This window comes from Corynebacterium pygosceleis (assembly GCF_016595275.2).
In the GTDB taxonomy this organism is placed as follows: Bacteria; Actinomycetota; Actinomycetes; order Mycobacteriales; family Mycobacteriaceae; genus Corynebacterium; species Corynebacterium pygosceleis.
Window position 1 is genome coordinate 449455 of sequence record NZ_JAENIQ020000001.1, and the last position, 12818, is coordinate 462272.

A 12818-nucleotide genomic window follows, 5' to 3' on the forward strand; every position below is an offset into this window, starting at 1 on the left:
TCCGGGACCTAGTGGATCCAGCCGAGGGCGATGGCCAGCGGGATGGAGATGTTGCCCACCATGACGGCAGCAGGCACCAGGTAGGAGATGAACAGCAGGACGGCACGGGTGCGGTGACCGGTGATCCCCAGGTCACTGACTGCGGTGAACAGTCCGTGGGACAGGTGCACGAACAGCACCATCATCGCGGCGATGTAGAAGATCGCGACCGGCCAACGGCTGAAGCTGGCGACCATGTTCGCGTAGACCGCCCCATGCTCGAAGACCGCGGAGGCGGCGGGCTGGACGCCGAGGGTCAGATCGAAGATGTGGAAGGCGATGAACAGCAGGAGCACCAGACCCGAGACGAGCATCGTGCGGGTGGCGAACGAACTCAATCCACCCATCAGATTGCTCCGACGGAACTTGCCCCGCGACTGGTATGCACGTGCGGTCAGGGCGAATGCGCCGTAGACGTGCAGAATCAGAGCGGTCAACAGGACGATCCGGAAGATCCAGAGCACACCCTCACGGGGAACGAGCGGCTCGCCGATGGTACGGAGGAACTCCCCGTACACGTCGATGGCCGGCTCGCCGTCATGTGCCGGCAGGAAGATCTTCAGGTTTCCGATCATGTGGACGAGAACGAAGCCTCCGAAGATGAGGCCGGTGACGGCCATCGTCAGCTTCAGGGCCCAGCTCGGAACCTTCGGCCGCTCACGCAGCGGCTTCTCAGTAATTTTGCCGTGACGGATTGCGTCACGGTCCATATCTTTGACAGTCATGGCACCTCCAGTGTTGACCTAACCTTACGGCGCGCTAAGCCCCCCAAACCAGCCGTTAACAATCGTGGTGATACAGCTCACATGTGCCACCCCTGCCACTCCGAACAACTTTAGGGTAGCGTTACCTGGTTCCACCCTTGAAGTGCGGCAGCCATATGACCCTCACCAGCCGAAACGGTGACTTATTTAGAGGAATATCTTAGTGTGTGATCTACGACACCTTGTGCTGTCATGTCATCTCACGCCTACCCCATTCGGGATCAATCTTTAGTTGAATCTACCCCCGGATCCCCTGAAATGCCGCACACGGAAAACCTCGACACCCCCTTCAAGGGAACACAACCCCACCATTCGCGGGGCGGTACCGCGTCCCTGAACCACCGTATCCGACCGACACCCACCCACGGGACCGTCCGCCGAACCGGCGACAGATCCGGAAAAACGTTTTCACCTCGTCTTTCCGTCCCCGAAACCGGGGACGGACGGACCGCGGCCCCGCCGATGGTCCGCCCCGTCCCGGGACCGGCACCTTCCCCACTACGTCCGGGCGGGGGCATCCCCCGCGGAACACGTACCCGTACGGCCACGGACGCCGACATCCTCCACCCCGCTGAGCTCCCCCGATTCGTGGGGTGTTGCAAATTTGCGTCGTCCACCGGCAAAGTCCTGCAAAGTGCACCCGACGTCGCTTAGACTCCGATCCATGGGTAAGACGTATGTGGGATCCCGGCTCCGGCAACTCAGGCGGGAACGGGACCTGAGCCAGGCCGCACTGGCCGCGACACTCGGGCTCTCCGCGTCCTACGTCAACCAGATCGAACACGATGTCCGCCCCCTCACGGTTCCCGTGCTGCTCCGGATCACCGAGACCTTCGGGGTCGATGCAACCTTCTTTTCGCGGGACGATGACTCACGTCTGCTCGCGGAGGTGCAGGATGTCGTCCTCGACCGGGAGATCTGCCCGGATCCTGTCGAGCTCCAGGAACTGTCTGAGATGGTCTACAACCATCCGACCCTCGCGAAGGCGATGGTGGACATGCACCGCCGTTACCGGAATGTCCGGGACAAACTCTCCCTCGCCACCGATGTGCGGCATTTCCCGGCACCGGTGGAATCCGGTGCACGGGCCGTCGACAATCCCCTGGGAATGCCCCATGAGGAGGTCCGCGACTTCTTCTACGCCCGGCAGAACTATCTCGACGAACTCGACACCTCGGCGGAGGCCCTCTCCGGGGAACTCGATCTCGACCCCACGGACCCGTCCAGGACGGAGGATCTGATCGCGCGCCGCCTCGCTCTCCACGGCATCACCGTGGAGAAGGGCACCGCGACGGAGGACACCCTGCACCACCTCGACCGCGAAAGCGGGACACTGCTGCTCTCCCCCCGGCTGAACAGCGGCCAACGGTCATTCAGGATGGCCGCCGAACTCGCCCATCTGGAGGCGACAGACATCATCGGTGACGCGGTCGATGCCGGACACTTCACCTCAGCCGAGTCCCGGGTGCTCGCGACCCGTGGTGTCGGCAGTTACTACGGCGCGGCCCTCCTCATGCCCTACCGCCGTTTCCATGCCGAAGCGGAGCGTTCACGCTACGACATCGAGTATCTCAGCCAGTTGTTCGGCGCGGGTTACGAGACGGTGTGCCACCGGCTGTCCACTCTCCAGCGACCGCATCTGCGCGGCATCCCGTTCACGTTCGTACGTGTGGACCGGGCGGGGAACATGAGCAAACGACAGTCCGCGACCGGTTTCCACTTCACGCATTCCGGTGGCACCTGCCCACTGTGGAACGTCTACGAGACATTCACCAGTCCGGGCACCATCATGAGACAGCTCGCCCAGATGCCCGACGGCCGGAACTACCTGTGGATCTCGCGCACGGTCCGCCACCACCGGAGCCGTTTCGCGGACCCCGGGAAACTGTTCGCCATCGGCCTGGGCTGTGAGGCCAGACACGCGGAGCGCACCGTGTACGCCGAAGGTCTAGATCTGACGAACCCCGATGCCGCGACACCCATCGGTGCGGGATGCCGGGTATGTTCGAGATCGAACTGTGCACAGCGGGCCTTCCCGCCGGTCCACCGTCCCCTGAAGATCGACGCACACACCTCGACGGTCGCCCCGTACTAGACCTTCACCGACGGAAGGGGCCGTACCGGACATGTCCGGTACGGCCCCTTCCGTCGGTGAAGTGGATCAGAGGTTGATCATGTGTCCGGAGATACCCTCGACCGCTTCCTTCATCGCCTCGGAGAGCGTCGGGTGGGTGTGCACGTTACGCCCCACCTCCTCCGCGGTGAGGTCGAAGCGCTGCGCCAGGGTCAGCTCGGGCAGGAGTTCGGAGACGTTGGATCCGACCATGTGCGCGCCGATCAACTCACCGAACTCGGCGTCGGCGATGACCTTGACGAAACCGGCGGGCTCACCGAGTCCCTGCGCCTTACCGTTCGCGGAGAAGGGGAACGTGGCGGTCTTGATCTCCCAGCCACGCTCATCCGCGATTTCGCGGGCGCGCTCCTCGGTGTACCCGAAGGACGCGACCTGCGGATTGCAGAAGGTGGCCCGGGGCATCATCATGTAGTCGCCCAGTTCCATCGTCTCGGCGTCTGCGATGGTCTCCGCGGCGACGACACCCTGCGCCTCGGCGACATGCGCCAGCTGGAGCTTCGCGGTGACGTCACCGATGGCGTAGATGTGCCCGACGTTGGTGCGCATGCGCTCGTCGATGTCGATCGCGCCGCGCTCGGTGAGCTTCACGCCGGCCTTGTCCAGCCCGAACCCCTCGACACGGGGGGCGAAACCGATGGACACCATGACACGGTCGACGGTGAGGGTGTCGGTCTTCTTGCCGTCCTTGGACTCGACGTCGACCTCCACACTGTCACCGTTGTCCCGGACAGCCGTGGTCTTGTGGCCGGTGAGGATCTTCACACCGAGTTTCTTGTACTCCTTGGCGATGGCCTTGGAGACGTCCGCGTCCTCGTTCGGCAGGACACGGTCCATGAATTCGACGATGGTGACGTCCACGCCGTAGTTGGAGAGAACGTAGGCGAACTCCATGCCGATGGCACCCGCACCGACGATGACCATGGACTCCGGGAGATCACCGTCGAGGATCTGCTCCTCGTAGGAGACGATGTTTCCGCCGATCTCGATTCCGGGCAGCGAACGCACGACGGAACCCGTGGCGATGATGCAGTTGTCGAAGGTGACCTTCTGACCCGCATCATCACCGTCGGTGATCTCGATCGTGTGCTCGTCGACGAAGGAACCGAGACCGTTGATCTCGGTGATCTTGTTCTTCTTCATCAGGTAGTGGACACCCTTGACGATGCCCGCGGACACCTTCCGCGAGCGGTCGTGGGCCACCCCGAAATCGAAGGACACGTCACCGGAGATGCCGAAGAGCTTCGCCTCATGATTGAAGGTGTGGGCCACCTCCGCATTCTTCAGCAGCGCCTTGGAGGGGATGCAGCCCACGTTCAGACAGACACCACCCCAGTACTGCTTCTCGATGACGGCAACCTTCTTGCCGAGCTGGGAAGCACGGATGGCGGCCACGTAGCCACCGGGACCCGCGCCGAGTACAACAACGTCATAATGTTCAGTCACACGCACAAGGATACGTGCCAACGCTCTGGATGTCGTGCAAACGGTCCATCAATTCACCCCACCGGTCCGCACCCGCGACGGTGCGGCGACACACCGGACGGACCCGTGCCCCGGGCATGACGACACGACGGGACGGGAAGCGACGAAGGAACCCCACCGCACGTGGAGCCTGTGCGGTGGGGTTCCCGGGCCCCGGTCAGCGGGACACGCCGGTCCGGGCAGTATCCGTGCGCCTCAGAAGCGACCGACTCCGTGGGAGAGTGCGCTGGTGACGGAGGAACCGGCGTGGGCGAGGAATCCGAGTGCGTTGTTGATCATGAGGATGAGGGGTTCGAGTGCCTGCATGGGATGTCTACCTTTTCGATCGGGGATGTCTGTGTCGATGTCCGTGTCCGGGCCCGGGGCCGCGAAACGGCGGAGGGGTCCCTCCACGGTGGTTCCGCTCCGGCTGCACCGGTGGAAGCACCACTGTCCGGTGTATATGGACGGGGTGTCCACGACGTTACGCGCCGCAGCCCCGGACTCATCGTAGGCACCGGCGTGCCACCCCGGAAGATGACGGGGACACGGTTTTCCGCCCAGCGCGGGACAAGCCCGCGCCCACCGACCCGCAACCTTCCACCCCTTGTTTCACTTCAGTCACACAGGTAACTTGGGCAATGGTTCCGTGTGTCCCCCGGCACATGCCCGACAGGACCACCGACCACCACGTCACCCACCCGGACCCCCTCCGGAAATCCCCGACGCCGGCACCCCGCCGGGAGATGCGGGGACCCCGGAAAATGGGGGAACACCATTCAGACACGGAGTGCTAACGTTTGGGTGACACCCCACGACATACCTGTCAGATCCGATCAGCCGACGCCGGCACGGCGGGGGCACGGTGCAGCAGCACGGCACCCGCCGTGCCCCGACCGGACTGTCCCCACCGGGCGACTGAACGGAACTGACGGTCCTGACACGGTGACGGGGAAGATCTTCCCCGTCGACGCGAACAACTACACCAAGGAACATTCATGAGGAACCTCCGACGCATCGCGGCCCCTGTCGCAGCTCTGGCCCTGTCCGCCGCCGCCGTCACTGGCACGGCACTCACCGCGCCCGCCGCACTGGCCTCCGAGCTGACCCCGGCGCAGGTCGCCGGTGACACGCCGCGTGCCACCGTCACCGTGGGCCCCCGTGACGTCGACGGCGGCACCGCCTACGACGGAAGCAACTCCCTGATCTGGCGAGACAAGATCGAGAGTTACCACAATGACCGGGTCGTCGAGATGTGGGCGCACTCCCCCTCCATGAACCGCGATGTTCCGCTCGTCGTCATCAAGGCCGACCAGGCCGCCGGTCCGCGCCCGACCATCTACCTGCTCAACGGCGGTGACGGAGGTGAGGGCCGCGCGAACTGGATCATGCAGACCGACGTGATCGACTACTACCTGTCGAAGAACGTCAACGTGGTCATCCCGATGCAGGGCAAGTTCTCCTACTACACCGACTGGGTCCAGGATGTTCCCGCTCTCGGCGGCAAGCAGATGTGGGAGACCTTCCTGACGAAGGAACTCCCGGAACCGTTGGAGGCGACCCTGGGCGCCAGCAATGAGCGGGCGGTCGCGGGCATGTCCATGTCCGCGACCACCTCCCTGCTCCTAGCCGAGCACAATCCGGGTCTCTACGACGCCGTCGGCTCCTTCTCCGGCTGCGCCGAGACCTCCCGGGGTCTGGCCCCCGAGTACATCCGCCTGACGCTGGCCCGTGGTGGCGCCACCCCGGAGCAGATGTGGGGACCTCTCGGCACCCCGAACTGGCACTACAACGATGCCCTGATCAACGCCGACAAGCTCCGTGGGACCGAGGTCTACGTCTCCAACGCCTCCGGTTACGCGGGCACCGAGGACCTGTGGACCTCACCGTGGACCGGCGGTGACCCGATGAACGTGTTCGTGCACGTGGTCAACGGCGGCATCATCGAGGGCGCGACCAACGCGTGCACCCACGACCTGAAGGTGAAGATGGATTCCCAGGGTGTCCCCGGGAACTTCAACTTCCGCCCGACCGGAACCCACTCATGGGGCTACTGGCAGCAGGATCTCCGTGATTCGTGGCCGGTCTTCGCCCGGGCCTTCGGCATCGACGGCTAGCACCTCCTCCGGCCACCGCGGCGGCGCATCCGCCCGGTGGCCGGTTGCGGCATTCGCACCTGTCGCACACTGACTTTTCTCCGCCTGATCCCCCCGTCCCGACGTCCGATTGGTCCCACCGTGAATCTGAACCGACGCATCGCCTCCCCGATCACCGCCGCCGCGCTCGCCGCCTCCCTGCTCGTCGTGCCCGCGGCGACGCTCCTCGCCGTTCCCGTGACCTCCGCCGCGGAACTGACCCCGGAGGACGTCAACGACGGGCTTCCGCCGGCCGTCATCACCCAGGGTCCGCTGGACATCGAGAACCCGGGTGACGCCTACGACGGCAACGAGGCGCTCGCGTGGCGCAAGCTCGTCGGTGAATACACCAAGGCGTCGAAGGGCCGCGTCGCCGAATGGTGGGCCTACTCCCCTTCGATGGACCGCCAGGTTCCCCTCGTCGTCATCAAGGCCGATGAACCCGCCGGTCCCCGACCGATCATCTACCTGCTCAACGGTGGTGACGGTGGGGAGGGACGCGCGAACTGGGTCATGCAGACCGACGTGATCGACTTCTACCTGAAGAAGAACGTCAACGTGGTCATCCCGATGCAGGGCAAGTTCTCCTACTACACCGACTGGGTCGAGGATGTCGCCGGTCTCGGCGGGCGACAGACCTGGGAGACCTTCCTGACGAAGGAACTTCCCGGCCCGCTGGAGAGCGCCCTCAAGACCACGAACCAGCGTGCTGTCGTCGGCATGTCGATGACAGCCACGTCGTCCCTGCTTCTCGCCGAGCACAACAAGGGGTTCTACGACGCCGTCGGATCCTTCTCCGGCTGCGCCGAGACCTCCAACGGTTTCGGACCGGCGTTCATCGACGTGACCCTGGCCCGCGGCGGAGCCACGAAGGAGCAGATGTGGGGCCCCCTCGGCAGTGAGCTGTGGACCTACAATGACGCGCTCATCAACGCCGCCGATCTGGAGGGCACCGCGATCTACGTGTCCAACGCCTCCGGTTTCGCCGGGCAGAAGGACCTGTGGAGCGCCGGCCGGGGATCCGACGCCGTCGCGACCCTCGTGATCGAGGGCGGCATCATCGAGGCGGCCACGAACAAGTGCACCCACGACCTGAAGGCCAAGCTGGACGCCGAAGGCATCCCCGCCGACTTCAACTTCCGCCCCACCGGCACGCACTCCTGGCCGTACTGGCAGCAGGATCTCCGGGGGTCCTGGGTCACGTTCTCCAGGGCCTTCGGCCTCAACGACGAGGTCACCAGGGAAGACGAGCGCGCCGCGAACGCCGAGGTCATGACCCCGGAAGAGGTCGAGAAGGCCGTCGACGCGGGCAACATCGACGTCGACAGGATCATCGAGGAACTCCGTAACCCGGCTCCCCTCAACATCACGGATCTCCCCGGCGCCAGCCCGGCGGCCGGCTGACCCACCTCTCAACGTGAAACCCGCCGTTCCGCACCACCGGACGGCGGGTTTCACGCTGCCCCGGGCCGGTACGATGGCCCCATGACACCCACCACGCCCGACCTCCCCGCTGATCCGGAGGATTTCGGGGAACCGGTTTCCGGACACCCCGAGCTGGAACCGGTCCTCTCCCCTCCGGCCCTCACCTGGGCGGAGGAACGGACGCGCTCCACGATGGCCCTCCTCGATTCCCCGGGCACCGACGTCGACCGGATAGCCATGGAGTCACGGATCCACCGGGCCCTGGACACCGATGACCGGATCGCGTTCCCGAACCGGCGTGGCGGGCACGTCTACAACTTCTGGCGCGACGCCGGACACCCCCGGGGTCTGTGGCGTCGGACGTCCCCGGAGGACTACCGTGCCGGGTCACCGGACTGGGAGATCCTGCTCGATCTCGACGCCCTCGCCACCGCCGAGTCCGAGAACTGGGTGTGGCACGGTGCACATGTCCGTTCCCCCGACCGTGACCGGGCGCTGATCCGACTGTCCCGGGGAGGGGCCGACGCCGTGGTGATCCGGGAGTTCGATCTGGTGTCGGGGACGTTCGTCACGGACCGTCCGTTCACCGTCCCGGAAGCGAAGACGACGGTGAGCTGGATCGACCGGGACACCATCCTCATCGGCACGGACACGGGCGACGGGTCCCTGACCGGGTCCGGTTACCCGGCGCGGGTTCTGCGGTGGCGACGCGGTGAGCCCCTGACGGACGCGGAGCTGTACTTCGCCGGTCCGGAGTCGGACATCACCACATCAGGGTGGGCGGACACGACTCCGGGACATGAGCGCCTCTTCGTGCGACGTGCACTCGACTTCTACCGGCAGCGGACCTTCGTGGAGACCGACGCGGGACTGCAGATCATCGAGGTCCCCGAGGACTGCGAGGTGTCGGTGCACCGGGGGAGGTTGTTCGTGTTCCCGCGCACCGGTTTCGGCGGCGTGCCGGACGGTGGGATGGGCGTCGCCGACCTCGACACGTACCTGGCCGGGGACCACACCCTGGAATGCGTGTTCGCCCCGTCACCGTCGACCGCCCTGGAGGGCCTGACGGTGACGCGGCACCATCTGATCCTGACGGTGACGGAGGCGGTGTCGACGGTGCTTCTCACCGCGCCCCTGGATGATCCGGCCGGGGAACTCACGCGGCTGGACGTCCCCGGTCTGGCGACGGTGAGTGTGATCGACACCGCACCGCTGGACGACGACCAGATCTGGTTGGCGTCGAGGACGTTCACGGAACCCGTTGAGCTGTTGTGGGGGGATCTCGCTGACGGCCCCGGGGCGCTGGAGCTGCACACGGTGGGTCGCGCACCGGAGATGTTCGACGCCTCCGGGCTGAGTACGCGGCAGCACCACGCCCGGTCGGCGGACGGCACGACGGTCCCGTATTTCATCACCGGACGTTTCGGCGACTCCGCCGACGGAGCCGTCTCACCCAGACCGTGCCTGGTCCACGCCTACGGGGGTTTCGAGGTGTCCCTGCTGCCGAACTACCTGGGGTCCACCGGGATAGGGTGGCTGGAGGAGGACCGGTTGTTCGTGCAGGCGAATCTGCGTGGCGGTGGGGAATTCGGCCCCGCCTGGCACAGCTCGGCGACGGGCCCGAACCGCCTGCGCGTCCACGAGGACCACGAGGCGATCCTGATCGATCTGGTGGAACGCGGTTACACGACCCCGGAGCGGCTCGCGGTGTGGGGCGGCTCCAACGGCGGGTTGGTGGCGGCGGTGGCCCTGACCCGGTATCCGGAGCGGTTCGGGGCGGCGGTGGTGCAGGTGCCGTTGACCGACATGCTGCGCTACCACCGCATGTCCGCCGGGGCGAGCTGGACCGCCGAGTACGGGGATCCGGATGATCCGGAGTTCCGCGGGGTCCTCGAGGAGTACTCGCCCCTGCACAACGTCGTGCCCCGGAGCCAGCGACCGTATCCGCCGGCACTGGTCACGACGTCGACACGCGATGACCGGGTGCATCCGGCCCACGCGCGGCTGTTCGCGGCGGCGCTGGCGGACGCGGGCCAGCCGGTCGACTACCACGAGAACACCGAGGGCGGGCACGGCGGTGCGGCGGACAACGCCCAGCGGGCGCGCCTGACGTCCGTTATCTTCGCCTGGCTGGACCGGCAGGTCGGTCACGGGCCCACCGGCGCGGTATTATCCGCTCACGATGACTAGCCAACGCCTGCGCAATTCCCCCGTCCCGGGAACCCGTGACTCCTACACGGGGGTCGATTTCAATCTGGGGTTCCACGTCCGGCACTACCGGCTCGACCTGGATTACCGGGTCGAGCCGAACCGTCTCGCGGGCACCGCGACCCTGGACATGGTGAACTACCTGCCGCTGAAGCAACTGACCCTCGATCTGGGTCCGTCGCTGAAGGTCGGAAGGATCACGGTCTCCGGTTCGGGAGGGGTCCACGTGGGGTTGACCCGGTGGCGCCACGCACGCGGCAAACTGCTGTTGACCTTCGACGGGGAGATCCCCGTCGACAGTGAGTTCGCCCTGTCGATCACGTACTCCGGGTCACCGCGTCCCGTGCGCAGCCCCTGGGGAACCCTCGGCTGGGAGGAACTGGAGAACGGTTCCCTGGTGGCGTCCCAGCCCTGTGGCGCGCCGAGCTGGTTCCCGTGCGACGACACCCCGGACGAGAAGGCCCGCTACGACATCATCGTGGCCGCGGACAACCCGTACGCGGTGATCTGCAACGGGGAGCTCGTGGAGCGCCGCCGGTCCGGATCGCGGACGTCGTGGCACTACCGAACGGAACACGCGATGGCGACGTATCTGGCCACCGTCCAGGTCGGCCAGTACACCGAATTCGACGCCTCCGACTTCGATCCGCGTCTGGCGGGACCCACCCCGACAGCACCGCCCGCGCCCGTCCCGGTGTCGGTTTTCCTCCCGGCCGGGAAAGCTCCGGCGGCCCGGGTGGAGTTCGCGGACCAGGTGGAGATGCTGCGTCTGTTCACGCGGCTGTTCGGCCCGTACCCGTTCGCCAGGTACCGGGTGGTGGTGACGGAGGATGACCTGGAGATCCCGCTGGAGGCCCAGGGTCTGAGCATCTTCGGCTCGAATCACGTCGACGGCGGGAAGGAGCAGGAGCGGCTCATCGCCCATGAACTGTCGCACCAGTGGTTCGGCAACTCCCTGGGCCTGGCGCAGTGGAACGACATCTGGCTGAACGAGGGATTCGCGTGTTACGCGGAGTGGCTGTGGTTCGAGCATTCGACCGGGACCCCCGCCGCTGATCCGGCACGCCGGCACCACCGGGTGCTGTCCCGGCTGCCGAAGGATGTTCTGCTCGCGGATCCGGGGCCGAAACTGATGTTCGACGACCGGGTGTACAAGCGTGGTGCGCTGGTCGTGCACGCCCTGCGGTGCCTGATCGACGACGACGCCGTGTTCTTCGCCGCGATCCGCCGTTACACGGCCGCGAACCGGCATGCCGTCGTGGAGCCGATCGACCTGCGGACGGTGATGACCGCGGCCTGCGCCGAGGTCGGGGTTCCCGTCGTCGAGTTGACCGCACTGTGGAACTCGTGGTTGCACGAGCTGCCGCTTCCGGCGTTCCCGGAGCCGCGGACCGGTGTCCGGGGTACGGTCTGATGCGCGCATTGAGCCTGGCGACGGTGTTCGCCGCGGCCGGCGGCTTCATCATCCTGACCATCGCATCCTGGGCGCTGGGGGTGCAGCGGTTCGGTCAGTTCATGGCGTTCTGGAGTCTGTTCTTCGCCCTCGCCGGGGTGATTGACGGTCTCATGCAGGAGACGACCCGCGCGGTCGCCGGTGCCCGTACCGCAGATCGGGCCGGCACTGTGGTGACGTCACGGGGTGCCCGACCGTTCCGGATCGCGGGGATGGTGGGTGTCACCGTCGCGGTGCTCCTCGTCATCACAGGGCCGTTGTGGGCCCCGCGGCTCCTGGAACACGACCACGGCCTCGCGGTGACACTGCTGGCCGTCGGGTTGGTCAGCTACACGTACCAGGCCGTGTTGTCCGGCGTGTTGTCCGGCTGCGGTCTCTGGGCACAGTACGCGTGGCTGATGGCGGTGGACTCCGGGATCCGGTTGGTGCTTGTTCTGGTGGCATGGCCACTGGGCTGGGGCCTTCCCGTTTTCCTGCTGGTCACCGTAATCGGCGCGGCGACATGGCTGCTCATCCTCGGGACCTCCTCGGAGGCCCGGGGCGCGATGCGCTCGGGAACGGATGTGAGGGCCGGGCGGTTCGTCCGCAACGCGGTTTCCGCGATGGTCGCCACCGGGGCGACGGCACTGCTCATCGTGGGATTCCCCACCTTCGTCAAGGCCGTCGCGGGGGGTGCCGTGGATGCGGGTGCGGGTACCACGGTCGACGGGATCATGCTCGCGGTGATGCTCACCCGTGCCCCCATTCTCGTGCCGCTGCAGAGGTTCCAGTCCGCGCTGATCGTCCACTTCGTGGAGAACGCCACCGATCTGCTCAAAGCCCTGCGTCGGCCTCTCGGTGCGGTACTGGGTGTGGGGGTGTTCGGCGCGGCGGCGGCCTGGCTGATCGGGCCGTGGATCATGGGGGTCTTCTTCAGTGCGGGGTTCGTCGTTCCCGGTCCGGTCCTCGCCGCGCTCACGTTCGGCGCCGCCTGCACCGGTGTCCTGATGATCACCGGAACGGCGACGCTCGCGGTCAACCGGCACAACAGGTACGTGTCGGGGTGGGTGACCGGCAGCGTGGTCGCCTTCGGGATGTTCCTCGCCCCCTTCCCGTTGACGGTGGATGTGTGTCTCGCACTGGTCATCGGCCCCGTCGCCGGGGCTCTGGTGCACGTCACGGGCCTGCGTGAGCCGGTGGGCCCGCTGGTACGCTGAGCC

General features: G+C 66.3%; 7 protein-coding genes and 1 pseudogene. 6 read left to right on the top strand and 2 right to left on the bottom strand.

The window, feature by feature from the left end; translation table 11 throughout:
- Nucleotides 1-8: 8 nt before the first annotated feature.
- A complete protein-coding gene (locus JIM94_RS01930) occupies nt 9-764 on the bottom strand; it encodes a succinate dehydrogenase cytochrome b subunit (RefSeq protein ID WP_200252335.1) in 756 nt (251 codons plus the stop codon).
- A 703-nt stretch (nt 765-1467) separates the two neighbouring features.
- On the opposite strand from JIM94_RS01930, the gene ramB reads away from it, so the two are divergent.
- Nucleotides 1468-2898, top strand: coding sequence for an acetate metabolism transcriptional regulator RamB (gene ramB / locus JIM94_RS01935; protein WP_200252337.1), 1431 nt, complete (start codon nt 1468-1470; stop codon nt 2896-2898).
- A 66-nt stretch (nt 2899-2964) separates the two neighbouring features.
- Here ramB and lpdA read toward each other — a convergent pair whose 3' ends face one another.
- A complete protein-coding gene (gene lpdA, locus JIM94_RS01940) occupies nt 2965-4380 on the bottom strand; it encodes a dihydrolipoyl dehydrogenase (protein ID WP_200252339.1) in 1416 nt (471 codons plus the stop codon).
- A gap of 1016 nt (nt 4381-5396) precedes the next feature.
- On the opposite strand from lpdA, the gene JIM94_RS01945 reads away from it, so the two are divergent.
- The 5 genes and pseudogenes from JIM94_RS01945 to JIM94_RS01965 all read left to right on the top strand — a co-directional run bounded on the left by JIM94_RS01945 (nt 5397) and on the right by JIM94_RS01965 (nt 12815).
- Nucleotides 5397-6515: an alpha/beta hydrolase gene (locus JIM94_RS01945; RefSeq protein WP_200252342.1), complete on the top strand. Its 1119-nt coding sequence runs from the start codon at nt 5397-5399 to the stop codon at nt 6513-6515.
- A gap of 120 nt (nt 6516-6635) precedes the next feature.
- Nucleotides 6636-7757, top strand: a pseudogene (locus JIM94_RS01950) (alpha/beta hydrolase); the annotation flags it as partial.
- A gap of 261 nt (nt 7758-8018) precedes the next feature.
- On the top strand, nt 8019-10148 hold the full coding sequence (locus JIM94_RS01955) for a prolyl oligopeptidase family serine peptidase (protein ID WP_200252348.1): 2130 nt from the start codon (nt 8019-8021) through the stop codon (nt 10146-10148).
- Nucleotides 10141-11580, top strand: coding sequence for a M1 family metallopeptidase (locus JIM94_RS01960; protein WP_200252351.1), 1440 nt, complete (start codon nt 10141-10143; stop codon nt 11578-11580). Before JIM94_RS01955 ends, JIM94_RS01960 begins: the two co-directional genes overlap by 8 nt.
- Nucleotides 11580-12815: a lipopolysaccharide biosynthesis protein gene (locus JIM94_RS01965; protein ID WP_200252353.1), complete on the top strand. Its 1236-nt coding sequence runs from the start codon at nt 11580-11582 to the stop codon at nt 12813-12815. Before JIM94_RS01960 ends, JIM94_RS01965 begins: the two co-directional genes overlap by 1 nt.
- Nucleotides 12816-12818 lie beyond the last annotated feature (3 nt).

What these genes read in the sequence shown, in the direction of transcription:
- JIM94_RS01930 (WP_200252335.1), bottom strand. Translation starts at nt 764, where the DNA reads ATGACTGTCAAAGATATGGACCGTGACGCAATCCGTCACGGCAAAATT.
- JIM94_RS01965 (WP_200252353.1), top strand. Translation starts at nt 11,580, where the DNA reads ATGCGCGCATTGAGCCTGGCGACGGTGTTCGCCGCGGCCGGCGGCTTC.
- JIM94_RS01945 (WP_200252342.1), top strand. Translation starts at nt 5,397, where the DNA reads ATGAGGAACCTCCGACGCATCGCGGCCCCTGTCGCAGCTCTGGCCCTG.
- JIM94_RS01955 (WP_200252348.1), top strand. Translation starts at nt 8,019, where the DNA reads ATGACACCCACCACGCCCGACCTCCCCGCTGATCCGGAGGATTTCGGG.
- JIM94_RS01960 (WP_200252351.1), top strand. Translation starts at nt 10,141, where the DNA reads ATGACTAGCCAACGCCTGCGCAATTCCCCCGTCCCGGGAACCCGTGAC.
- ramB (WP_200252337.1), top strand. Translation starts at nt 1,468, where the DNA reads ATGGGTAAGACGTATGTGGGATCCCGGCTCCGGCAACTCAGGCGGGAA.